Origin of the sequence: Pedobacter kyonggii (assembly GCF_004310665.1) — a bacterium.
GTDB lineage: Bacteria > Bacteroidota > Bacteroidia > Sphingobacteriales > Sphingobacteriaceae > Pedobacter > Pedobacter kyonggii.
The window spans coordinates 21,394-45,715 of sequence record NZ_SIXF01000025.1; the positions used below are offsets into that span (position 1 = coordinate 21,394).

A 24,322-nucleotide genomic window follows, 5' to 3' on the forward strand; every position below is an offset into this window, starting at 1 on the left:
TGGATAAAAAGTGGTTACATCCAGCCAGGACCTAGAAGAGGGCGTAAATCCAGAGAAAAATTATGCGGATTGGTTTGTTCATGCAAATCGATATGGTTTGATTAATCTTTAAGCTCTTTATTTAAAACCGTTCTAAATTGATGTAAATTACAGGTTAATGACAGTCACATGCGTTCTCCCTGTTACTTTTGTATCCCGATAATAGTTAATAACGGAAGCACTTGGAATATTTAAAAGTAATAGCTTTTACGCATCACCACATCGACCTGAAATCTTTAGGGAAATTAGTTATTTGTGATCAGAGTTTAGATAGCAGGTTGAAGAATGTTCAAGCAGAACTTCCCGTTAGTGAAATTTTCTATATCGGAACCTGTAACCGTGTGGAGTTTGTTTTCCTTACCAAAGAGAAAACCGACAAGGAATTTGTAACCAGATTCCTAACTGTTTTAGACATGGGACTGCCTCCTGAATTTATGGAGCGTTTTCTTGATAATGTTACGGTATACGAAAATGAAGAAGCTTTTAACCATTTGCTCAGAACATCTTGCTCTTTAGAGAGTTTGGTGGTTGGCGAAAAGGAAATTCTTGCCCAGATCCGTAAAGCTTACGAAAACTGCCGAGACGCAGGTTTTACTGGCGATTATATGCGTATGATTATGGATCGTGTGGTTAAAACCGCAAAAGAAGTTTATACGCACACCAATATTTCGAAAAATCCGGTTTCTGTTGTTTCATTGGCCTACCGTAAGCTTAAAGAGTTAAATATGTGCGGCAACTCACGTATCTTGATTATTGGCGCTGGCGAAACCAATCAGAACATTGCAAAATACCTTAACAAACATAAATACTCGAATTTCTCGATTTTCAACCGTACGTTTTCTAAGGCCGAATCTTTGGCGGAAGAACTAGGTGGCAAGGCTTATCCTTTAGCAGCGCTTGAGGATTTTAATGAAGGGTTTGATGTGATCATTACCTGTACTGGTTCAACCGAGGCAATTATTAACGAAGCCTTATACGCCAAACTTTTAAACGGCGATCAGGGCAAAAAGGTAATTGTAGATTTAGCCATCCCGAATGATGTTGCCCCGGCAGTAATTCATAACAACCCTGTACATTATATTGAGGTAGAATCGCTAAAAGAGGTGGCGCGCAAAAATATCCAGGAACGTTATAACGAACTGGTGCATGCCGAAGAAATTATCAGCAACAACATTACCGAATTTTTCTCTGTTTTAAAACAACGCCGTATCGAATTGGCGATGCAGGAAGTACCAAGAAAGATTAAAGAAATCAAAAATACAGCCTTAAATGGCGTGTTTGCCGATGAAATTAGTCAGATGGATGAAGCCTCGCGCGAAGTTTTAGAACGTGTAATGAACTACATGGAGAAAAAATACATCAGCGTTCCAATGGTAATGGCAAAAGAAATTCTAGTTAATCAACCTTAATTTTACCGCAAAGATCGCCAAGGTTTAATTTTTTTTCTTTTTCTGTCTTCCTACATCTTGTCATTCTGAACGCAGTGATGAATCTTTTATTCTTTTAGATAAATCCCGAAATCAATTCTCTTGTCGTCCTGCTGAACTTGTTTCAGCATCTTTCATAAAATCAACTTAAATGGACTTATATTCTTTAGATGGTTCAACCACCATCTAACATAATATCATAGTGAACTCAGGTGGTAATACTTGACTTAGCTTATATCTAAAAGAATTTAATTAAATGTAAGATGGTAACCTCTTACATCACGAATTTAAAACCAAAGCTTATCAGCTACAGATTCTTCGCTGCGCTCAGAATGACGAATCAATTGGGCAAATGTCATAGAAATCCTTTAAATTATAGGTTCTGTAACCTCACTGTCTCATTTTTAAACAATTCATGGTATAAACCACTAATTAAATTAAATTTGCAACTCATTTAACCTTTATAGTGAAGAAATTAACCATTGGAACACGCGGTAGCGATCTGGCTTTATGGCAAGCAAATCATATAAAAGATGAATTGGCTGCAATTGGAATAGAAGCAGAAATAAAAATCATTAAAACTCAGGGCGATAAAATCCTGAATTTAAGATTAGATAAACTGGAAGGCAAAGGCTTCTTTACCAAAGAATTGGAAGAAGAGCTTTTGGGCGGAACAATTGATCTGGCTGTACATTGCCTTAAAGATTTACCTACTACACACCCTGAAGGGTTGATTATCGCTGCTTTACCGCCACGTGAAGAAGCAAGCGAATATCTTTTGATTTTAAAAGATTGTGTAGATGTTTCGCAAAAGCTTTCGTTAAAAAAAGGTGCAATGGTTGGCACTTCATCCAATCGACGCAAAGCCCAGTTATTGGGTTTACGCCCTGATTTAGAGGTTGAAGATTTACGCGGAAATGTACCCACCCGTATCCAAAAACTTCGTGATGAAGATTATGATGCCATTCTGATTGCAAAAGCTGGTGTTAAGCGTTTAAATCTTGATGTGAGCGATTTACATGTGGAAGAATTGGAAACTACGGAGTTTATCCCGGCACCCGCTCAGGGCGCTTTGGCTATTCAGATCAGGGAAAATGATACCGAGCTTTTTGATGCATTGCAAAAATTGCACGACCCGGAAACGGCAGAGACTGTAACTGTAGAACGCAAGGTTTTAAACCTTTTCGAAGGTGGTTGCCACATGCCTTTGGGCTGTTATTGCAAAAAAGAAAATGGAAAATTCGAAATATGGACTTCAAAAGCCGAAACGGCCGACCATTTTCCTGAACGTTTGTTTTTACGCGCAGAAAGTACCGAAGGATTGGCAGAAAAAATTGTGGCCAAGTTTAATGTAGAAAGAAAGAAACCTGCAAAGGTTTTCATCTCGCGCGAAATTGGCGAGCACAGTTATTTCCGTAGGGCATTAGAAAATAATAATATTGAAATAGAAGGACGTTCGTTGATCCGTACATTCCCGATAGTAACTGTTTTAGATCAGTTTATTTTAAGACATGTAGATTGGGTTTTCTTCAGCAGCCGCAACAGTGTTGAATATTTTTTCAACTTAAAACCAGTGCTTCCAAAGAGAACAAAATTTGGTGTGGTAGGAAGAGGATCAGAAGATGCCTTGCGTAAATTTGGCCACATTGCCGATTTTGTTGGCGAGAGTGGCGATATTACCGAAGTTGCTGAAGATTTCGCACAATTGGTTGGCGGTCAGCAAATACTGTTTCCAAGAGCACAGGATTCTTTACAATCGATTCAAAAATCATTACCAGCTGATGCTAAAATAATCGATCTGCCGATTTACGAAACGGTAATCGAAGATGATATTGACCAAAGTTATGCTGATGTGCTGATTTTTACCAGTCCATCAAATGTTGATGCGTATTTCGCTAATAATTTATTGGAGCCAGGTCAACAGGTAATTGCCATTGGAAACTCTACCGGTAAGAAATTTGATGAAATGGGCGTGAAATATGCTTTGCCTTATTCGCCTGATGAAATTGGACTAGCAGAAGCAGTGTTTGGGATTGAGATTAAGTAAGGTTGAAGGTTTAGGGTGGAGGGGTTAGAGTTTAAGGTTTAAAATAATTAAGTCTTGATACCTGATACTATAATCTTGATACTAAATCTAAAAATCTGTGCAATCACCCCGAAGGAAAAAATAAAAAATATTCAGGTCTCGATACTTGATACTAAATACTTGATACAAATAAAATGTTAAATCGTCCGCGTAGATTAAGGAAAAACCCGTTGGTGAGAGAGATGGTAGCCGAAACCCGGTTATCGAAGGATATGTTTGTGTACCCTTACTTTATAGTGCCAGGCAACAATGTTACCCACGCCATTGATGCGATGCCAGGGGTAAACCATTATTCGGGTGATACCCTGATTAAAGATGTAGAGGCCGGAATGAAAAAAGGACTCAACAAAATTATGCTTTTCGGTGTGGGTGATGAAAAATCTGAAGACGCGAAATCGGCTTATCATGATCATTCCTTAGTTCCAACTGCAGTTCGTGAATTAAAAAAACAATTTGGAGATGATTTATATGTAATTACCGATGTTTGCGTTTGTTCTTATACTACCCATGGCCATTGCGGTATATTGGAAAACGATTATGTTCAAAACGATAAAACAGTAGAGGTAATTGCTAAAATGGCTTTAACACATGCCGAAGCTGGTGCTGATATGTTTGCCCCGTCTGACATGATGGATGGCCGGATTGAAGCCATACGCAATCTCTTAGATGAAAACGGATTTGTTAATGCTGCCATTATGAGCCATGCCACAAAATTCGCTTCTGCCTATTATGGCCCTTTTAGAGAGGCTGCAGACTGTGCACCAAGCAAAGGTGATAGGAAGGCTTACCAGATGGATTTCAGAAACCCTTTAGAGGCTTTACGCGAAGCCGCTTTGGATGAGCATGAAGGCGCTGATGTTTTAATGGTGAAACCAGGTTTAGCCTATTTGGATATCATCCAACGGTTAAAACAGGATACCAATTTGCCAATTGCGGTTTATAATGTATCAGGCGAATACTCCATGGTAAAAGCAGCTGCCGAACGCGGTTGGATAGATGAACAAAAAGTAGTAATGGAAACCATGCATGCCTTTGCCCGTGCAGGCGCAAGTATTATTACCACTTACCATATTAAAGATATTTTAAATAACGACTGGCTTTAAAAAGGTGAAAGGTAAAGGATTTAAGGTGTAGGGTTTCCTTGCCATTCCTTATCTACACCATGTTAAAAAACATAGGTAAATGTAATATTTGGTTCTTTGGCATATGTTATTAACCTTAAACCTTACGCCTTTTGCCTTATACCTTAAAAAAATGTTAGATTCATTAAAGAAAATGTTTTCAGGCAACGAAGCCGATATTCCGGTAAATACAGGTAGTAAACCTGATATTTCGAGAGTAAAATCTGCCGAACTGTACGAAAAATCAAAAACGTATTTCCCTGGTGGGGTAAACTCACCTGTTAGGGCTTTTAAATCTGTTTACGGTACACCACTTTTTATCGAAAAAGGTGATGGCTGTTATATATGGGATGCTGATGGTAATCAGTTTATCGATTTCTGTGGTAGCTGGGGTCCACTAATTTTGGGACATAACAATCCTAAAATCCGCGAGAAAGTTACTGAGGTAATGCAGAACGGTATGAGCTTTGGTGCGCCAACAGCTTTAGAAAATGAATTGGCAGAGCTGATTATTAAAAACAACCGTTTTGTTGAGAAAATCCGTTTTACGAGTTCAGGTACCGAAGCGGTAATGTCGGCCATTCGTTTGGCAAGAGGTTTTACCGGTCGCGATAAAATTTTAAAATTCGAAGGCTGTTACCACGGTCATAGCGATTCGCTTTTGGTTAAAGCGGGTTCTGGTTTGGTTACTTTTGGTGAAACCTCTTCTGCAGGTGTGCCAAAATCTTTTGCTGAGGAAACCATTGTTATCCCTTTAAATGATAAAACAGCCATAGAGCAAGCTTTTACGCAGTTTAAAGATCAGATTGCTGCGGTAATTATTGAAGGCATTCCGGCGAATAATGGTTTGATTATTCAAGATGAAGAATATATTCATTTCTTACGTAAAATTTGTACGGATAATGGTTCTCTTCTGATTTTTGATGAAGTTATTACCGGTTTCAGGGTAGGTTTTGAAGGAGCTGCGGCACATTATGGCGTTACACCTGATATTGTTACTTATGGCAAAATCATTGGTGGTGGCTTACCTGTTGGGATGTACGGTGCACGTGCTGAAATTATGGCACATATCTCTCCTGATGGTGGTGTGTATCAGGCAGGTACCTTGTCTGGAAATCCGGTGGCTATGGCAGCAGGCATTGCAACATTAACAGAACTGAACAAATCAAGCTTTTACAAAGATTTGAATTCCAAAGCACAAGAATTTGTAGCCAGTATTCAGCGTTTTGCAACCGCACGTAACTATAAATTTAAAGTATTTACCATTGGTTCTATCTTCTGGTTTGCTTTTACCGATAAAGATAAAATCCAATCGGCTGATGATATTGATGCCAGCAGCATGGAAAAATTCAAAATTATGCACCGTGAGTTATTGAATAGAGGAATTTATTTAGGCCCATCGGGATATGAAGTTGGTTTCGTATCTTCAGCACATACTAAGATCGAATTGGAGAAAGCGAAACGTGCTATTTTTGAAGCATTAGATCTAGTGTTTAAGAAGTAAGGCTTTTTTACACTACGATATAAAGATTTATGATGGTTCGTGGAGACACGAACTATGGGAAAAAACAACTGTGAAATCCAAAAATCTGTGTAATCAACCCGAAGGAAAAGATATTTAAAATTAAAAGCCCCTTTAGGGGTTGGGGTATGAAGAAATCTATAATTATATTTTACGCATTATTGCTTTATGCACTGATTCAACTCATTTCATGGGGAACACTGGTGGTGCGTTTGCAGCCAAGCCGCATGACCATGATTATGGGCGAAGGTTCGGTGTTTTTGTTCTTGCTCTGTATTGGCGGTTATTTCCTTCATCAATCGTTAAAGCGTGAAGATAAATTAAGGGAACAGCAGCAAAATTTCCTGATGTCGATTACGCACGAGCTGAAATCGCCTTTGGCGGCAATAAAACTTTCTATCCAAACCATTGTTAAACGTGATTTGGATAAAGCGCGTCAAACTTCATTATTAAATAATTCGCTAAAAGATATTGAGCGTTTGGATGATCTGGTCGAAAATATGCTGTTGGCCACCAAGATTGAAAACCGTTCCTATACTTTTCCGAAGGAAGAATTTAATTTCTCGGAGCTGGTATATAAGATCACGGATAGGCTACAGGTTCATTCTTGTGGATGTGAGCAGATTATAAATGCTAAAATTCAGCCAAATTTGCAGGTAGTGGGTGACAAATTTGCCTTATCGTCAGTAGTGACCAATTTAATTGAGAATGCGGTCAAGTATTCGAACCCCTGTGATGAGATAAATGTGCATTTAAACAAGGTTGATGGGCATATTCAATTAAGTGTGGTAGATCAGGGACCGGGTATTTCAGATGCCGAAAAAATGTTGATATTTGATAAGTTTTACCGAGTTGGTAACGAGAATGTCAGAAAAGCGAAAGGAACAGGTTTAGGCTTGTTTATTGTGAAGGAGGTTTTACAATACCATGATGCAGATATTACAGTAAAAGACAATTTGCCTCAAGGAAGTATTTTTGAAGTAACATTTAGTTAATCTCAATTATGTCACAAAAATTAAGAATTCTATTGGTAGAAGACGAGGATCACTTGTTAGATGCTATCAAATTAAACCTCGAACTTGAGGGTTATAAAGTTCACGCCGTTAAAGATGGCAAAACCGCTCTTAAAATTTTTAAAGAAGAACGCTTCAATCTAATTATTTTGGATGTAATGCTTCCTGAAATGGATGGTTTCCAGGTTTGCGAAACAATCCGTTTAGAGAATGCAGAAGTTCCGATTATGTTTTTAACAGCTAAAAACACTTCAGAAGACCGTGTTTTAGGTTTGAAAAAAGGAGCTGACGATTATTTGGTTAAACCTTTCAACTTAGAAGAATTAATTCTTCGTGTTGGTATTTTGGTTAAACGCAGTTTGAAATCTGATGATTTAAAAGAATTGAATTCTTACAAAATCGGTGATAAAACAATTTATTTTAACTCTTTCGAATTAAAACACGATGATGGTACCATCACACCGTTAACGAAAAAGGAAACGATGTTGTTGAAACTGTTGATTGAGCGTAAAAACGATGCGGTTTCAAGAGAGCAGATTTTAGAAACTGTTTGGAATTATGATGTTTATCCTTCAACAAGAACAATCGATAACTTCATTTTAACTTTCCGTAAGTATTTCGAACCAGATCAAAAAAATCCAGTTTATTTCCACTCGATCCGTGGTGTAGGCTATAAATTTACTGATAGTCATTAATGTATAATAATAAGGGCAGATATGCTTTAATGGCAGTTTTTGTGTTGGTTGCGTTGGTTTGTGTTTTTTACAATCAATACCAGCTGGCCGCTGTTTCAGTGCTGTTGTTTGCCTTTGTTGTTTGGAGCCATTTTAAGCATAGTTCCGTTTTGATGGCGTCAAAACATTTCAAGAATAACGAATTCGGTAAAACCAAAGCCTTATTGGCTGAGGTGGTTAAGCCAGAGCGCTTGGCTAAAAGCCGAAGGGGTTATTACGAATTTATGCAGGGCAATATGGCCTTGAAAGAACATGATTACGATAAAGCCGAATATCACTTTCAGTGGGCGAGCCGCTTTCCGGTAGGAGGTAAAAATGAGAAATCATACGTACTGATCCATTTAGCTAATCTCGCCTTGCGGAAGAAAGATAGAGAAAAGGCAGAAGCTTATACGGAATTGGCCAAGGAACTTGCAGAAACGCAACGCTCGAAAGACATTATCGTTAAAATTGAAAAAGAAATAAGCAAGTTATAATATTAATATTGTCATTTTGAATAACGAAGCACCAGTTTAGGGATAAAAAGGTACTTCGTTTTTTTTTTATTTATACCTTTGCAAAATTAAAATTTTAGGCAGTCCGTCTTCCTGAACTCAGTTCTGGATCTAACTAAAGAAAGATGCTGAAATAAATCCGATAGCTATCGGATCAGTGTGACGCTGACTAATGAATACCAAATACAAATCATGAAGAATAACTTATTTTTAGACGCAGCATTTTCAAAACAAACCGAACGCCCACCAGTATGGATGATGCGTCAGGCAGGTCGTTTTATGCCACAATATTGGGAAATTAAAAACAAATACTCTTTTTTAGAGATGTGTAAAAATCCAGAAATTGCTGCAGATGTAACCATGTTACCCGTTGATTTGTTGGATATTGATGCCGCGATTCTATTCTGTGATATTCTGGTAACTGGTGAAGCTATGGGCGGCGATTTGAGTTTTACTCAAGGCGTTGGACCTAAATTTGCAAATCCGGTACGTACCGCTAAAGACATTGAAAACTTAAATGTTGATTGCCTGGACGAATTGCAATATGTTGCTGATGCCATTAAAGTGATTCAGCAACGATTGAATGGTAATATTCCTTTAATCGGTTTTGCAGGTGCGCCATTTACCGTAATGAGTTATTTAATTGAAGGAGGTTCATCTAAAGATTTTAAATTAACCAAGCTCTTTATACACAATCAGCCAGAGCTGGCGCATAAACTTTTGGCTAAAATTGCAAAAGTAACGGCGGACTATTTGAACCTTCAGATTGCTGCTGGAGTTAATGCTGTTCAGATTTTCGACAGTTGGGCACTTGCCTTATCATGGAATGATTACCAGGAGTTTTCTCACCATTATATTCAGGAAATCATTGCTAATTTAAACAGAAAAGATATTCCAGTGATTTCTTTCTGTAAAGGAAGTTCGGTTTTTGCACCGATTATGGCAGAGGCCAAACCAGATGTAATTTCGGTTGACTGGAACGCTGATTTATTGAATATTAAAAATGCTTTGCCAAAAGGTATTGCCGTACAGGGAAATTTGGATCCACATATTTTATATGCTGATAAAGCGGTAATTAAAGCACAGATCCATAAATTATTCGAACGTATGCGTGGCACCGAAGGCTTTATCTTCAATTTGGGCCATGGTATAATGCCAGATATTCCTTTCGATAATGTGAAGTATGCAATTGAGGTGGTAAAGGAGTTTAGGTATTAATACCCTAAATTCAAAGTCATTTTGCTTATATTAGCTTAATTATTTTATTATTCATGACAGTTAAATCATTACGCGACGAAGATAAATTGCCAATAAAACAGGTAATTAATGCCATAAATAAAGCGATGGATGATGTTCTTCGCGTAGTGGATGCTATGGATTTAGGTAGAACTGAAGTGAAAACTGATGGCGTTTACAGAACTTTCAATAATGGCGAAACTGTAAAAATTTCTTCAGGAAATTTTTCAAAAAAAAGAGTTGAAAAGAAAAAGATTAAACTTTTTTGATAATGGCAATTAAGCCTAAGCTAAGAATTTTTGCAGGACCAAATGGCTCTGGTAAAACAACGCTTTATAATTCAATTAAGCCAATTTATTTTTCTACTAAACTTTTTGTAAATGCTGATAATTTAGAGTCAGATTTTAAGAAGAATAATTTTTTAAATCTTTCAGAGTTCGATATAAGTTGTTCACAAGCCGAATTTGAAAAATTCAATACCTCAAATGGATTATATGCTAAGGCTTGTTTCTCAAAAAAAAGCTGGAATTTAGTTGTAAAAGAAAATGTTATTGTAAAAGAAGAATATGATTACCTTGATTATAATTCTTATCATTTCGCAATAATAGCTGACTTTATTCGCCATAAATTGATTGAGTCTAAAAAATCATTTTCTTTCGAAACTGTTTTTTCTCATCCATCGAAATTGGAACTAATCGAATTCGCCCATCAAAATAACTATAAGGTTTACTTATATTTTATTGGAACAGAGACACCAATAATAAATTTAGAAAGAGTAAAAGATAGGGTAAAAAAAGGTGGCCATTTTGTTGATGGAGACAAGATTGAGAAGCGTTATTTTCTTACAATGGATTTACTTATAGATATGTTAAAAGAAGTTGATGAGACTTATCTTTGGGATAATTCAGCGGGTAAACATATTTATGTTGGGAATATTAAGCGTGGAATTTTAAATCTTGAATTTTTGAATATCCCTAATTGGATAGAGACCTATATTTTGAATAAAATAAAGTAATGATAGAAACCTTATTGCCATATTATCAGTATTTCAAAGCCGTACATATTGTATTTGTAATTAGCTGGATGGCGGGATTGTTTTATATCCTTAGTCTTTTTATTTACCATACTGAGGCAAACGATAAGCCCGAACCTGAAAAAACTATCCTCCAGAAACAGTTTGTTAAGATGGAGGCTACTTTATGGAGAATTATCGCCACCCCAGCCATGATCATTTCTGTTTTAGCAGGTGTATCTATGCTGACTTTAAACCAAGGCTTGCTTCAAGCCGATTGGATGTGGGTTAAACTGGGTTTTGTTGTCGGCTTACTCATTTATCATTTCATCTGCCAAAACATCGTTAAACGGCTTAAAAATAATCAATACAAGCTAACGAGCTTTCAGTTGAGATTATGGCGTGAGCTGGCTACCATTTTTATGATTGCCATTGTATTCGTAGTAATCCTTAAAAATGCCATTAACTGGATTTACGGTTTAATTGGAATAATGGGGGTTGCGATGGCCATTATGGTTGCGGTTAAACTGTATAAAAATTATCGTAAAAAGCGTGGTGAATAATCTTTGTGCCACAAAGTCACTAAAACACTAAGAATGTTATTGAATACTAAGTCCTAAAATCTTTGAGTCCTTTGTGCATTAGCGGTTAATGAATAAATAACTTTGTTTCCTTTGCGTAAACTTGCACCGACTTCTTGATACTTGATACCCAGTACTTGATAATTTAATAAAAACTATTCTAAATTTGGGCGATAAAATCCAAGCGCATGTTTACAACCACAGGTTTGAAGAAGACCTTACTCTTAATATCTTTTCTTTTCAGTTCTTATTTTGCCTCGGCACAGTTTAATCAATCGGCTTTCGAAAATCGTATCCGTCCCGATAGCAGCTTAACCAACGAGGTTCACTTTAACTTTTATAATTTAAACTATGTTCGTAATTACGAGTATACCAACGATTTTCACGATGGTTATACTTTGTACGGAACACAGCTGCAACCTCAAATTGTTTATTACGCACATCCTAATCTGGCCATTACCGCAGGTGCTTTTATCAGAAAGGATTTTGGAAGAAACGGAATTTCGGATGCGAAACCTTTGTTTAGCGTAAAATACCATAAAAGAAATCTTACTTTAATTTTTGGAAGTTTAGAGGGCAATATTCAGCATAAATACATCGAACCTTTATACGATTTCGAAAGAACCATAACCACGCCGATTGAGTACGGAACGCAGTTATTGGTAGAGCGCAAGAAGTTTACTTTAGATGCCTGGATAGCCTGGCAGAAAATGATCTATAAGGGTGATCCTGCCAAAGAAGAAATTATTGGCGGTTTATCTACCGAAAGCACCATTGCAGAAGGTAATGGATGGAAGTTTAGTTGGCCTGTCCAATTTTTGGCTTTCCATCAAGGTGGACAAATTGATGTACTTAAAGAAATCCCGATTACAACTATGTTTAATGGAGCAACTGGTTTAAAACTGCACAAAGCAATTAATACCAACATTAAACAGGTATATACCGACAATTATATTGCGGTGTATAAAGATTTTTCACCTGATAAAAGAAGAGCTTACCAAGGTGGCTTTGGTTTATGGTTAAATGCGGGTGTAGAAAGTAAATGGGGAAGTTTGGTGGCTTCTTACTGGAAAGGCAACAACTTTATTTCGATTAAAGGTATGCCGCTTTATGAATCGGTTTCTGATAACCTGTACAGTCCGGGCTTGAAGCAAAGCACCAGAAATATTGTTTCGTTGCGCTATGCTTACCAAAAAGAGTTAATTCCACATTTGTACCTTGATGTGCGTTTCGAACCACATATCGATTTAGACCATACCGATAAACAACTTCAGTTTAACCATTCATTTTTCTTGACTTATAAACAGGATTTTAAATTGTTTAAAGTGAAGAAAGCCGAGAGGTAAAAGGTGTAGGGTAATTAAACGCATAGAATTTCAAACCCGGAGGTTTCAAAAAAACTCCGGGTTTGTTGTGTTTAAGCATTGCCTCTGGTTTCTAAACCCGATAGGAGCGAAAACACGAAGGTGAGGAACGAACCGAGGCTTTGAAGCGGATAGCGGGACTGCTGCTCCCGATGAAATGCTGAATGTTCGTTTTCAAATAAAAAATCTATATCTTTCTTGAAAATTATTTTAACTATATCTTGTTGGTAATCAGTTGTTGTTGGATTATTTTTAACTTTATTTAACTTTTTTTTCTCTCCTCATGCAACCATTGTTTGTAATCTGCCATCTTCTATATACAAACACACAATGAAATTGACGCGAAGCTATACGATAAACGATTTGATGGAAGGCTGCAAAGCTGGCGACCGGAAGATGCAGGAGCTGCTTTACAAGCAAACTGCATTGAAGATGTTGGCCGTTTGCATGCGCTACGCCAAAGATAGAATGGAGGCAGAAGATGTGCTGCAGATGGGATATATTAAAATTTTCCAGAAAATAAAAGAGTATAGGGGCGATGGTTCTTTTGAAGGCTGGATTAGAAGAGTTATGGTGAACACTGCAATTGAAAGTTACCGTAAAAATTTACGCAGCTTAAATGTGGTAGAAATAGATGAAGCTTACGAGCAACCATCAACCGGATTTGATTTTGGCACTTTAGGGATGCAGGATTTAATGAAGGTGATACAAAAATTGGCAGATGGCTATCGCATGGTTTTTAACATGTACGTAATTGAAGGTTATTCGCACAAAGAAATTGGTGAAACGCTTGGAATCTCAGAAGGCGCGAGCAAATCGCAACTGTCGAGAGCAAGAGCAATATTAAAAGAAGAAATTATAAAAATGGAGGGATTTGGTTATGCAACCTATACGGGATAAGGATTTTGATCAGTTATTTAAGGATGCTTTTGCTGATGCTGAAGTAATACCTTCGAGGGATTTATGGAGCAATATTGAAAGCGAAATATCACCTAAGAAAAAAAGAATCATACCGATTTATTGGTTGTCAGCAGCCGCAGTGTTATTAATTGCTACACTCGGCGTTTTGGTTTATCAACAACAGGATAGTACTGACGGAGATAAAAAATTGGCTAATAATACAATTGAAAAATCTAAACCAGTGGTACGGTTACAGACCATTAAAGATTCTTCAGCTACAATTGTTGCGCCAGTTGAAAATATCGCTCCGGTTTTGCCAGTTCGGCCTAAGGCGGTAAGTACTGTGGTTAAAACAAAGTTGAAACAAGAAGTTAGGCCTGCTGTAGAGCAACCGAGGATAGTTACGCCTCCTGAAATGCTAAAACAAGAAACAACTGTAGCTAAAGTTGAAGAGCCTAAAAAAGATATTAAAACAAAAATCGAAGAGGCGATTTTACAGCCAAAAGAAGAGATTGTAACTGCGGTTGTTGCAACGCCAGTTAAAACAGACGATCCTGTTAATGAAAATGAACCGAGCAGTAAAGGCATCCGTAATGTTGGCGATGTGGTAAACCTCATCGTTAATAAAATGGACAAAAGAAAAGATAAGCTGATCCAGTTCCGTACAGATGATGATGATTCTTCTTTGGCATCGATTAATATAGGTCCGTTTAAAATAGGTAAACGAAATAAGAAGTAAACAGTTTTCAATTATCAGTTCACAGTTGCTAGTATCTGAAGCTTAATATTACATATTCAGCTTTATAACATTCAATAATTCACTCGTTCAATAACTCAACAACACACACATATGAAACGTCTAATTTATACAACACTTTTGGTAAGCGGGCTTGCCGGTGTTATGGCTCCAGGTGCTTTTGCGCAACAAGATAGTACCAAAAAGAAAATGGATTATAGTGAAGGACATGGTATCATCATTAAAACCAAATCTGCAGATTCAGTTAAAAAAGGTCGTTTTGTGGGCGGAATTACCTTTACCAGAGTTGATTTAGGTTTCTCCAGGTTAATCGATAATGGCAGCTTCAACTTATCTCCAAACAACGATTTTTTGGATTATAAAGGTGGCAAAACCAGTACTTTCTCTTTCGATGTTTTGCAATTTGGCTACCGTTTCAACTCTAATTTTAAAGTTTATGTAGCGGGTGGGTTCGACTGGACATTAATCCGTTTAAGAAAAGATATTACCATTGCTAAAAACTCTAACGAATTTGTATATACCGATCAAGCACCTGTGCATTTTTCAAAAAACCGATTCTCGAGCAGTTATGTACATATTCCATTAAACTTCGAATTCCGTACCAGTGAAAACAAAAACAGCAAAAGATTTTACCTGGTTTTAGGTCCGGAGGTTAGCTTTTTGCTAAACGGAAAAATTAAACAGATAAGTGAAGAGCGTGGTAAAGAAAAACAATACGATAGCTACCACTTTCAATCGGTTCGTTATGGTGGTACAGTTAGATTTGGCTATGGTGGTATAGGATTATTTACCAAGTATTACTTTAACGATATGTTTACTACCGCTCAGCAGGCTGGCTTAAAAAACATGAGTTTCGGGGTTACCTTCGGATTAAATTAACGCCCCCTAAATCCCCTAAAGGGGACTTAATTAAACCCTCCTAGAAATGTAGGGCATCAACACACAAATAAAACAGATCCTGTTTCGGTTAGGCGAGACAGGATTTTTTTGTTACAAAGTTTCGGTAGGATTATTCTCATCGATCAAAGATTTAAAGCAATTCTCCATAAATTCATCTAAACTTATTCCTTGCTTTTCCGCATAAATTTTAGCCTGCTCTATAACAGCATCATCAAGAATTAGTGTGATTTTAGCTTTCATCTCTTTGTATTTTATTGATTTAAAGATAAATACAGTTGTGGTGAATTTCTAAATAAAATATTAACAATTACGCGAGCTTTAACCTTAAACCTTCCACCTTAAACCCTCTACCTTTTTCTTATCTTTACCACGTGAGCAATACCATAATCAGCGTTAAAAATTTAACCAAGCAATATCAGGCAGAACAAGCTGGTGGCATTAAAACTGTAAGTTTCGAGATTAAAAGAGGTGATGTGGTAGCCATTATTGGCGAAAGCGGAAGCGGAAAATCGACTTTACTGAAATCCATTTATGGATTACTGAAAACCGATGAGGGTGAAATCTTTTTCGAAAATCAAAGGGTTAAAGGGCCTGATGAACAACTGATTCCTGGCCATAAGCAGATGAAAATGGTTACACAGGATTTTTCGTTAAACATTTATGCCAAGGTTTACGATAATATTGCTTCACAACTATCGAACACAGACCTTAAAACCAAAGCCGAAAAAACGCTTCAGATTATGGAGCACCTCCGGATTTTACCACTCCAGAATAAAAAAATTATCGAGCTGAGTGGAGGGGAGCAGCAGCGTGTGGCCATAGCTAAAGCAATGGTTGCCGATACGCAGGTTTTGCTTTTAGACGAACCTTTTAGTCAGGTTGATGCCCTGCTTAAAAACCAGCTGCGGGCTGATATTAAACGGGTAGCCTCCGAAACCGGTGTTACCGTAATTTTGGTTTCTCACGATCCGGCCGATGGTTTATTTCTGGCCGACCAGTTACTTATCCTAAAAAATGGGGAACTGCTGCAAACTGGAAAACCAGCCGACATTTACCAGCACCCAAAACACATTTATACCGCTCAGATTTTAGGCAATGCCGTAGTTTTATCGAAAGCTGATGCCGAAAAAATTGGTTTAAAAACAGAAAAAGAATTCGTTGTGTTTTATCCCGAATGGGCTGAAATGAGCAATAGTTGGAGCAGCAGGCGCTATGAGGTAAAGGATGTGTATTACAAAGGTTTTTATGATGAATTGCTTTTGGAAAGAAACGGCGTGAACATCCGTGCCTTGCAGCTGAACAGGGGAGAGCATAAAAAAAACGACCACGTTCAATTGAACATTAGTCGTTTTTTGGAGTTTTAAATACTAGTTATAAATCGTTTCCAACCAGAACTATTTTTACCCTTACTGTTGATGTAGGTTTTATCGGAGTTGTTGCCTGGTAATCTGAACTTTGTACGTCGATAGATACTCCACCTTTATATACTTCGAAGCTGTATGCATCAACATTATAAACAAATGGTAATGCAATATAACTTGCACCGCTGTTATAAGAAATGTAAACCAAAGTTCCTTCATTGTCTACATGATACTGGTCGATTTCAGGAACAGAAATATCTGCAGTAAATGTTTCTTGGTCATTACTTAATACCCATGCATTTGGAGATATATCTTTAACTACAGTTAAAATAGCATTGGCTGGTTGAACAATCGTGTCTTTTTTGCAGGAAGCCAGACCTAGTGTGGCAATGCAAAGCATTAAGATGGTAAATTTTTTCATGTTGATTAGTTTTTATTTGTGTGTGTGATATTGGTATTACAAATCTGCTGCCAAAAAAATATAATTGGAGATTTATGGATTAATTATTGTGCAACAGATTAAATACACAAACGTTGGCACCCTATTTTTTAAAATATGAAGCTCTTTTTTCGCCTCTTACCCTGGTTAATTTTAATCGTTGCGGGGTATTTATTTATCTCCAAAAAGTTTAGCATCAATACCTCTGTAGAAAGCAAACATCAGCTTCTGGTAGAGAAAATTGAGGCAATTGGTAAACTAGAGCTGGTAAGGTACCAGATAAGCGATGTTTTAGAACACAAAAATAAAACAGACTTTTTACCCGAGGCCAGTGTTTTATTGATTGTTAAAGCCGAAGCAGTAGGCTGTATCGATTTAACAAAAATTACCCGTGAAGATATTGATATTGATGCGGACACCGCTGTAGTAAATTTGCCACAGCCTGAAATATGTTACGTAAAAATCGACCATAAAAACTCGCGTGTTTACGATACGAAAATGGCTTTCTTCCGCGAAGCCGATTTGGTAGATGAAGCGTATAAAGCAGCTGAAAGACAGGTAACTGCCGAGGTTAAAAAATCAAGTATTTTAACGCAGACTAAAGACAATGCGACAACCGTACTTAAACCGATTATAGAAGGTTTGGGCTATAAGAATGTGAGGTTTATTTTTGATTAAGGCTTATGAGGTTTAAGGTGGAAGGTTTAGGGTGTAAGGTTAAGCTATCGTCACATAGTGTCGTCATCTCCGGAACGCAGTGGAGCGGAGAGATCTGCCTCGAGATAGATTTAGCTTCGCTGAGCACTTCATGGTTCCCGACTGCGTTGCACTCCGCTCGAAATGACGGCCATCGGTTTTATTTCAAAAAATCTTCCCTATGTGGGTTAAAAATATCAATCAGTAATCCAGCTTCTAAACATACCACGCCATGAAATACGTTTGATGGGGCAAAGAAAACATCACCTTCATTTAAAATTTTCTTATCATCGCCCATGCTAACCTCGAAACTTCCTTTGGCTACATAACTCATTTGTAAATGCGGATGATTGTGAACGGTACCAATGGCATCTTTTTCAAAGTCTACCTTAACCAACATCAACTGGTCATCGTACGCCATAATTTTGCGTTTAACGCCTGCACCTAAATCTTCCCAATCAATATCGCTGTCAGAAATTAATGCTTTGTTGCTTAAGTCTTGGAAATTCATTTTTTTAATATATTATAATAACTGTCGTCTTTCCCGCGCAGGCGGGAATCTTAATGCAATAGCTTTAAGATTCCCAATCAAGTTGGGAATGACGGATTTGGCTCCGTGTGCTCCATCAATGAATAGCGGTTAACCTTAAACCAAATATTCAAACAAAGTTTGGTCTTGGTTCAGCTCAATAATTTCAAATTTAAAATCTTTCATGCGTTGTAATAAACTTGCATAATCGTTTTTATTAGAAAGTTCTATACCAACCAATGCAGGACCATTTTCTTTGTTCGTTTTTTTAATAAACTCGAAACGGGTAATGTCATCCTGTGGACCTAAAACTTCATTCACAAATAACTTTAAAGCACCTGGTCTTTGTGGGAAACGTACAATGAAATAATGTTTCAGGCCTTCAAAAAGCAAAGATTTTTCTTTAATCTCCTGCATACGCTCAATATCGTTATTTCCACCGCTTACGATACAAACTACCGTTTTACCAGCAATCTGGTCTTTAAGCTGATCTAATGCAGCCACAGACAGTGCTCCGGCAGGTTCAACCACAATGGCATCTTCGTTATACAGTTTTAAAATGGTCGTACAGATTTTTCCTTCAGGGATTAAATGCATCTGATCAAGCAGTTCCTTACAATATTCGTAAGTGATATGGCCAATTCTTTTTACGGCAGCACCATCTACAAAACGATCTATCTCTTCTAAGGTAAACGGCCCGCCATATTCCATCGCCGTAACCATTGATGGTGCACCAAGTGGTTCAACACCAACTAATTTCACTTCTGCTTTAACGGTTTTCATGTAAGCACTCACACCTGATGCTAAACCGCCTCCACCAACCGGCATTACAATCATATCCAGATCAGGGAGATCTTCGTAAATTTCTACACCAACCGTTGCCTGTCCTTCAATTACTTTTTCATCATCGAAAGGTGGAATAAAAGTGGCTGATTTTTCGGCACTATAAGCTAAAGCTTCTTTTAAACAATCATCAAAAGTATCGCCTACTAAAACCACTTCAACATTGTCGCCACCAAACATGTAAGTTTGTTTAACCTTTTGTTTCGGCGTAATTTCTGGCATAAAAATCACCCCTTTAATACCGAGTTTTTTACATGAATAGGCCACACCTTGCGCATGGTTCCCCGCACTGGCACAAACTACACCGTTAATTAATGCATCTTGTGGCAAGGAGCTAATTTTATTATAGGCACCACGCAATTTGTATGAGCGTACAATTTGCAGGTCTTCTCTTTTTAAATAAATATTGGCATTGTAATGAGCAGAAAGTCCGGCGTTAAACTCTAAAGGCGTACGTTTCACCACCCCTTTTAACCTTTGCGATGCAGATAAAAAATCTAGTGTATTCGGTGTTGTAGTATTCATAATTTAGTATCAAGAAGAGAGATATGAGTATCGAGACTAATATTTCACTTGTATTTTTTTGTAAAGCAGGGTTTGGTGTTCCATCTGTTGCAGCTATCCTGCTTTACATTTTATTTCGCTGCGCTTCATGCTCATTCCAATCAGGTTTAGAAAAATAAGTCAGTGCGTTGAAATTAAAACACTAACCGCTCAGCACTAAACCCTAACCGTATTAAGCCAAATGCAAAGCAACCAATTGGTTTAAATCGTAATCGTTAATGCCTTGTTTGCTATCGGCTAAAACCAAAAATTGTTTGTAAACAATATCTAAATGATCTTTTTCCAATTTATGGCCTAAACGGTCTAAATGGTGTTTTAAAGCATGGCGTCCGCTTCTAGCAGTTAATACAATTGTTGCATCAGGGAAACCAACATCTTCTGGTTTAATAATTTCGTAGTTTTCACGATTTTTCAAGAAACCATCCTGGTGGATACCTGAGCTATGTGAAAATGCATTTCCACCAACAATTGCTTTGTTCGGTTGTACCGGCATGTTCATCTGGTTTCGCACCATATGGCTCATTTCATAGAAACGGGTAGCATCAATTTGGGTGTTTAAGCCTAAAATCTTATGCGTTTTCAAAATCATGACGACTTCTTCCATAGATGTATTACCTGCGCGCTCTCCGATGCCGTTTATCGTACACTCTACCTGGCGGGCACCATTTTGTAAGCCTGCGATAGAATTCGCTGTAGCCAAGCCTAAATCGTTGTGGCAGTGCACAGAGATAATGGCTTTATCGATATTTTTTACATTCTCTTTTAAGAAAAGGATTTTCGAGCCGTATTGGTCTGGTAAGCAATAACCGTTGGTATCTGGAATATTTACCACGGTGGCACCGGCAGCAATTACTGCTTCAACCATTTTAGCTAAAAATTCGATATCGGCACGGCCCGCATCCTCTGCGTAGAATTCAACATCTTCCACAAATTTTTTCGAATACCTTACGGCTTCAACAGCACGTTCTAATATTTCTTCGCGGGTACTGTTAAATTTATGTTTAATGTGGAAATCGGATGAACCAATCCCGGTGTGGATACGAGGTCTTTTTGCATAACGTAAAGCGTCTGCAGCAACATCGATATCATTTTTATTTGCACGGGTTAACGCGCAGATAATCGGGTTGGTAACTGCTTTTGATAATTCAATTACACTGTTAAAATCTCCTGGACTAGATACCGGAAAACCTGCTTCAATCACATCAACACCTAAAAGCTCAAGTGATTTAGCGATTTCTACTTTTTGGTTTGTATCTAACTGGCAGCCTGGAACCTGCTCACCGTCACGCAATGTCGTGTCGAAAATATAAACTTTGTTTGGGTCGTGAATCATAATCTTAAGTTTAGGAGGTGATTAATTTTTGTGATAAGAATTTAAGTACCAATTTGCCCATTTCGGCTGTGCCTAAAACTTTAAACCGGTTTGTATTTTGGTCGGCAATATCATGTGTTCTAAAACCTTCTTTCAATACCTGGTCGATGGTGTCAACCAATAATTTGGCTTCTTCTTTTAGTCCGAAGCCGATTTCTAACATTAATGCAGCCGATAGGATAGAAGCCAATGGATTGGCTAAATCTTTACCTGCAATATCGTGTGCAGAACCGTGGATCGGTTCGAAGAAACCTGTGCTTTCGCCAACAGATGCCGAAGCCAGCATACCCATTGAACCTGCAATCTGTGAAGCCTCATCTGTCAAAATATCCCCAAATAAATTGGCCGTTAAAACCACGTCGAATTTTTTAGGGTTTTTGATCAACTGCATGGCTGCATTATCGATAAACATATGTTCAGTTTCTACGTCAGGATATTGTTTTGCAATTTCCTGAACGGTTTCGCGCCATAAGCGAGAACTTTCTAAAACATTGGCCTTATCTACCGAACATAATCTTTTGTTACGTTGTTGTGCAGCCTGGTAAGCTTTATGCGCAATGCGTTCTACTTCATAACGGTGATAAATCATTAAATCTGAAGCCATATTACGGTCCTCAGAGCGTGTTTTTTCACCAAAGTAAACATCACCCGTTAATTCGCGGAAGAACAAAATATCGGTTCCCCTTAAAATTTCCGGTTTGATGCTCGATGCCTGAAGAAGTTCATCAAATAGTAATATTGGGCGGAGATTAGCGAATAAACCCAGTTCCTTACGGATTTTTAACAGACCTTGTTCCGGTCTAACTTTTAAACTTGGGTCGTTGTCGTATTTGGCGTGACCAATTGCGCCAAAAAGGATAGCATCACTTTGTCTTGCTTTTTCTAAGGTTTCATCTGGCAAAGGCTCGCCGGTAACTTCAATAGCCGCATGGCCCATTAAAGCTTCTTCGAACACAAATTCATGGCCAAAAATCTCGGCAATTTTCTCTAATGCTGCTTTTCCCCAAGTGGTAACCTCGGGTCCAATACCGTCTCCAGGTATTACTAAAATGTTCTTCTTCATTGTTGACTCCTCTTTTGCCGCTGCAGTTTTTACCAGAGATTTTTACAGATAAACACAGATTGATTTCTGTCATGGTTCGTGTCTTCACGGGCCATTAGATTTTTATCTGTGTTCATCCTTTTTATCTGTGGTTAATTTTGCATCAGCTTAATATTTCTGTGTTTAAACTTTCGATGACTTTTACCTCGCCTTTTTCTAACAATATTCTTTTTTCTATGCAGGTTGGCAGCTGCGATTCAAAATGGCCAACGTAAATTAAGGTCATCCCGTTGCTGCATAATTCATCAACCAATTGGTTAAAATGTCTTGTTTGCTGTTGGTCTAAACCCTGGCAAGGTTCATCCAGAACTAATAGTTCTGGATTTTTTATAATCGTTCGCGCTAACAATACCAATCGTTGTTTACCGAGTGGAAGTGCGGTTAATAATTCATTTTTGTTTTCGGTTAATCCAAAATATTCAATCAGCTCATCAACTTGTGCTCTTTTGCTATAAGGCAATTGCTGAAACAGGCCCACGGTATCATAAAAGCCCGAAGCAACACATTTCCAAACGGTTGAAGTGGCATCGAAGTACCAATGAAACTCGGGCGATATTAAACCAATGTGCTGCTTAATATCCCAAATGCTCTCGCCAGTTCCACGTCTGTTGCCAAATAAATAAAGCTCGTTGGCGTAAGATTGGGGGTGATCGCCGTTTATTAAACTCAATAAAGTTGACTTTCCTGATCCATTAGGGCCTTGCAATAACCATTTTTCGCCAGCTTTAACTTCCCAGTTGATATTTTTTAGCACCTGTTTTTCGCCATAGCTGATGTTGACATCAACCATTTTTACCATATCAGTTGATGAATAAGTTGGCGACTCCTTTAGAAAAGCGGGGATTTTCCTTTTATGTATTTCAGGTGGAAGGTCTCCAATTTCTCTTGAAAATGAGCTTACAATCTGCCCGTCTATAATCTCCGCAAAAGAATCGATGCTTTCTGGAAATTCTAAATCATTACAGATTAAAATTAATTGTACACCTTCTGCTGTAATCTGGTCTAAAAGTGTATTCAGGTTTTTGCGGGATGCTTTATCTAAACCGGTATAAGGCTGATCGATAATTAACAATTGAGGTTTTAACCATAAGGCTTTAACCAGCTGCAATTTTTTATGTTCGCCGCTTGATAATTCGATTAGCTGTGAACTGGCAAAAGTAGCAAAGCCCAGTGCTTCTAAAATGGGTTCAACCAGATCGAAATGAAGTCCTTTTTCTTTGCCGTAAGCTACCAGTTCTGCATGTACTGTTAAAGTATCATTGGCCTGTAAACTGGTGTAGCGTTGCTGATAATAAAAGTTTGCAACACCTTCGAGATTTTTAAACTGATACCAGCTTTCTACAAATAAAACTTCGGCCGGTAATTTACTTTGGGCGTCGTAATTTATTTCAATACTGCCCTGCGAAGGAATTAAACCCGCAATGGCTTTAGCCAAAGAAGTTTTTCCGCTGCCACTTTCGCCCCATAAAACCCAGTTTTGGCAAACATTTACTTCCCAATACAAATCCTTTAGCACCGCTTTATTGCGGTAACTTAAGTTTAGGTTTTGTATGTAGACAAATGGTTTAAGCATTATTTTGCCTGTTCAAATTCTTCAATTAATTGTTTTTGATTTAAGATGAAATCGATATCATCATAACCGTTTATCAAACACGATTTTTTGTAAGGATTGATTTCAAATGATTCCTGAGCACCGGTTTCTAAAATGGTAACCGTTTGGTTTTCTAAATCAACTTCTAAAGCCGATTTTGGATTGCTGTCAACCGCGTTGAAAATCTGCGCCAAGAACTCATCACTTACCTGGATGGGTAATAAACCATTGTTCAGGGCATTTCCTTTAAAGATATCGGCAAAGAAACTGCTGATTACCGCATCAAAACCAGCATCTTGAATAGCCCATGCAGCGTGCTCGCGACTGCTGCCACATCCAAAGTTTTTTCCTGCTACTAAAACCTGACCGCTATAGGTTGGGTTATTCATCACGAAATCAGCTTTAGGCTGGTTATCGTTTTCATAACGCCAATCGCGGAACAAGTTTTCGCCAAAACCCTCGCGGGTAGTCGCTTTTAGAAACCTCGCAGGGATAATCTGGTCGGTATCAATGTTCTCTATGTTTAATGGCACTACTGCCGATGTTAATTTTGTGAATTTTTTCATGTCAATTAGTATCAAGTAAGGAGTATCAAGTAGCGAGACTTGTATTCCACTTTTTATCTTTATTCTTTAAGCC

At 37.8% G+C, this 24,322-nt stretch carries 25 protein-coding genes; 17 read left to right on the top strand and 8 right to left on the bottom strand.

Annotated elements, in window-relative coordinates; translation table 11 throughout:
- Nucleotides 1-221: 221 nt before the first annotated feature.
- The 15 genes from hemA to EYS08_RS19575 all read left to right on the top strand — a co-directional run bounded on the left by hemA (nucleotide 222) and on the right by EYS08_RS19575 (nucleotide 15,165).
- A complete protein-coding gene (gene hemA / locus EYS08_RS19505; RefSeq protein ID WP_131031687.1) occupies nucleotides 222-1,448 on the top strand; it encodes a glutamyl-tRNA reductase in 1,227 nt (408 codons plus the stop codon).
- Between the two features lie 484 nt (nucleotides 1,449-1,932).
- The gene (gene hemC / locus EYS08_RS19510; protein WP_208745914.1) at nucleotides 1,933-3,513 is read left to right on the top strand and encodes a hydroxymethylbilane synthase; all 1,581 of its coding nucleotides are present in this window, start codon (nucleotides 1,933-1,935) and stop codon (nucleotides 3,511-3,513) included.
- A 173-nt stretch (nucleotides 3,514-3,686) separates the two neighbouring features.
- Nucleotides 3,687-4,655, top strand: coding sequence for a porphobilinogen synthase (gene hemB / locus EYS08_RS19515; RefSeq protein WP_131031689.1), 969 nt, complete (start codon nucleotides 3,687-3,689; stop codon nucleotides 4,653-4,655).
- Nucleotides 4,656-4,806: 151 nt separating this feature from the next.
- Nucleotides 4,807-6,177 carry a glutamate-1-semialdehyde 2,1-aminomutase gene (gene hemL / locus EYS08_RS19520; RefSeq protein ID WP_131031690.1) on the top strand — a complete coding sequence of 457 codons (1,371 nt, stop codon included), beginning with the start codon at nucleotides 4,807-4,809 and terminating at the stop codon, nucleotides 6,175-6,177.
- A gap of 146 nt (nucleotides 6,178-6,323) precedes the next feature.
- On the top strand, nucleotides 6,324-7,190 hold the full coding sequence (locus tag EYS08_RS19525; protein ID WP_029275766.1) for a sensor histidine kinase: 867 nt from the start codon (nucleotides 6,324-6,326) through the stop codon (nucleotides 7,188-7,190).
- A gap of 8 nt (nucleotides 7,191-7,198) precedes the next feature.
- A complete protein-coding gene (locus EYS08_RS19530) occupies nucleotides 7,199-7,903 on the top strand; it encodes a response regulator transcription factor (protein WP_025146905.1) in 705 nt (234 codons plus the stop codon).
- Entirely contained in the window at nucleotides 7,903-8,418 is a 516-nt protein-coding gene (locus EYS08_RS19535) for a hypothetical protein (RefSeq protein WP_131031691.1), read from the top strand. The genes EYS08_RS19530 and EYS08_RS19535 overlap by 1 nt, the downstream gene beginning before the upstream one ends.
- 210 nt (nucleotides 8,419-8,628) lie before the next feature.
- Nucleotides 8,629-9,654, top strand: a complete 1,026-nt coding sequence (gene hemE / locus EYS08_RS19540) for a uroporphyrinogen decarboxylase (protein ID WP_131031692.1) — start codon at nucleotides 8,629-8,631, stop codon at nucleotides 9,652-9,654.
- A 53-nt stretch (nucleotides 9,655-9,707) separates the two neighbouring features.
- Nucleotides 9,708-9,941, top strand: coding sequence for a hypothetical protein (locus tag EYS08_RS19545; RefSeq protein WP_131031693.1), 234 nt, complete (start codon nucleotides 9,708-9,710; stop codon nucleotides 9,939-9,941).
- 2 nt (nucleotides 9,942-9,943) lie between these two features.
- Nucleotides 9,944-10,687: a hypothetical protein gene (locus tag EYS08_RS19550; RefSeq protein ID WP_131031694.1), complete on the top strand. Its 744-nt coding sequence runs from the start codon at nucleotides 9,944-9,946 to the stop codon at nucleotides 10,685-10,687.
- Nucleotides 10,687-11,247: a CopD family protein gene (locus EYS08_RS19555; RefSeq protein WP_131031695.1), complete on the top strand. Its 561-nt coding sequence runs from the start codon at nucleotides 10,687-10,689 to the stop codon at nucleotides 11,245-11,247. Before EYS08_RS19550 ends, EYS08_RS19555 begins: the two co-directional genes overlap by 1 nt.
- 206 nt (nucleotides 11,248-11,453) lie before the next feature.
- Complete coding sequence (locus EYS08_RS19560; protein ID WP_131031696.1) at nucleotides 11,454-12,611, top strand: hypothetical protein; 1,158 nt, start codon at nucleotides 11,454-11,456, stop codon at nucleotides 12,609-12,611.
- A 348-nt stretch (nucleotides 12,612-12,959) separates the two neighbouring features.
- Entirely contained in the window at nucleotides 12,960-13,529 is a 570-nt protein-coding gene (locus EYS08_RS19565) for an RNA polymerase sigma factor (protein ID WP_131031697.1), read from the top strand.
- Complete coding sequence (locus tag EYS08_RS19570) at nucleotides 13,510-14,268, top strand: hypothetical protein (RefSeq protein ID WP_131031698.1); 759 nt, start codon at nucleotides 13,510-13,512, stop codon at nucleotides 14,266-14,268. The genes EYS08_RS19565 and EYS08_RS19570 overlap by 20 nt, the downstream gene beginning before the upstream one ends.
- Before the next feature lie 111 nt (nucleotides 14,269-14,379).
- A complete protein-coding gene (locus EYS08_RS19575) occupies nucleotides 14,380-15,165 on the top strand; it encodes an outer membrane beta-barrel protein (RefSeq protein WP_131031699.1) in 786 nt (261 codons plus the stop codon).
- 111 nt (nucleotides 15,166-15,276) lie between these two features.
- On the opposite strand, the gene EYS08_RS25845 is transcribed toward EYS08_RS19575, so the two are convergent.
- Nucleotides 15,277-15,426, bottom strand: a complete 150-nt coding sequence (locus tag EYS08_RS25845; protein ID WP_165456519.1) for a DUF6364 family protein — start codon at nucleotides 15,424-15,426, stop codon at nucleotides 15,277-15,279.
- A 131-nt stretch (nucleotides 15,427-15,557) separates the two neighbouring features.
- On the opposite strand from EYS08_RS25845, the gene EYS08_RS19580 reads away from it, so the two are divergent.
- Complete coding sequence (locus EYS08_RS19580; RefSeq protein WP_131031700.1) at nucleotides 15,558-16,550, top strand: ABC transporter ATP-binding protein; 993 nt, start codon at nucleotides 15,558-15,560, stop codon at nucleotides 16,548-16,550.
- A gap of 7 nt (nucleotides 16,551-16,557) precedes the next feature.
- Here EYS08_RS19580 and EYS08_RS19585 read toward each other — a convergent pair whose 3' ends face one another.
- The gene (locus tag EYS08_RS19585; RefSeq protein ID WP_131031701.1) at nucleotides 16,558-16,968 is read right to left on the bottom strand and encodes a hypothetical protein; all 411 of its coding nucleotides are present in this window, start codon (nucleotides 16,966-16,968) and stop codon (nucleotides 16,558-16,560) included.
- A 135-nt stretch (nucleotides 16,969-17,103) separates the two neighbouring features.
- Here EYS08_RS19585 and EYS08_RS19590 point away from each other — a divergent pair, with 135 nt between their 5' ends.
- Nucleotides 17,104-17,664: a DUF4230 domain-containing protein gene (locus tag EYS08_RS19590; protein WP_131031702.1), complete on the top strand. Its 561-nt coding sequence runs from the start codon at nucleotides 17,104-17,106 to the stop codon at nucleotides 17,662-17,664.
- Nucleotides 17,665-17,842: 178 nt separating this feature from the next.
- On the opposite strand, the gene EYS08_RS19595 is transcribed toward EYS08_RS19590, so the two are convergent.
- The 6 genes from EYS08_RS19595 to leuD all read right to left on the bottom strand — a co-directional run bounded on the left by EYS08_RS19595 (nucleotide 17,843) and on the right by leuD (nucleotide 24,249).
- A complete protein-coding gene (locus EYS08_RS19595; protein ID WP_131031703.1) occupies nucleotides 17,843-18,193 on the bottom strand; it encodes a cupin domain-containing protein in 351 nt (116 codons plus the stop codon).
- A 135-nt stretch (nucleotides 18,194-18,328) separates the two neighbouring features.
- Nucleotides 18,329-19,579 carry a threonine ammonia-lyase IlvA gene (gene ilvA, locus EYS08_RS19600; protein ID WP_131031704.1) on the bottom strand — a complete coding sequence of 417 codons (1,251 nt, stop codon included), beginning with the start codon at nucleotides 19,577-19,579 and terminating at the stop codon, nucleotides 18,329-18,331.
- A gap of 211 nt (nucleotides 19,580-19,790) precedes the next feature.
- Entirely contained in the window at nucleotides 19,791-20,951 is a 1,161-nt protein-coding gene (locus EYS08_RS19605; RefSeq protein WP_083488690.1) for a 2-isopropylmalate synthase, read from the bottom strand.
- A 10-nt stretch (nucleotides 20,952-20,961) separates the two neighbouring features.
- Nucleotides 20,962-22,053 (bottom strand): 3-isopropylmalate dehydrogenase, encoded by a 1,092-nt coding sequence (gene leuB, locus EYS08_RS19610; protein ID WP_131031705.1) that lies wholly within the window; start codon nucleotides 22,051-22,053, stop codon nucleotides 20,962-20,964.
- Nucleotides 22,054-22,195: 142 nt separating this feature from the next.
- Nucleotides 22,196-23,665: an ATP-binding cassette domain-containing protein gene (locus tag EYS08_RS19615; protein ID WP_208745915.1), complete on the bottom strand. Its 1,470-nt coding sequence runs from the start codon at nucleotides 23,663-23,665 to the stop codon at nucleotides 22,196-22,198.
- A complete protein-coding gene (gene leuD / locus EYS08_RS19620) occupies nucleotides 23,665-24,249 on the bottom strand; it encodes a 3-isopropylmalate dehydratase small subunit (RefSeq protein WP_131031707.1) in 585 nt (194 codons plus the stop codon). The genes EYS08_RS19615 and leuD overlap by 1 nt, the downstream gene beginning before the upstream one ends.
- Nucleotides 24,250-24,322: the final 73 nt, after the last annotated feature.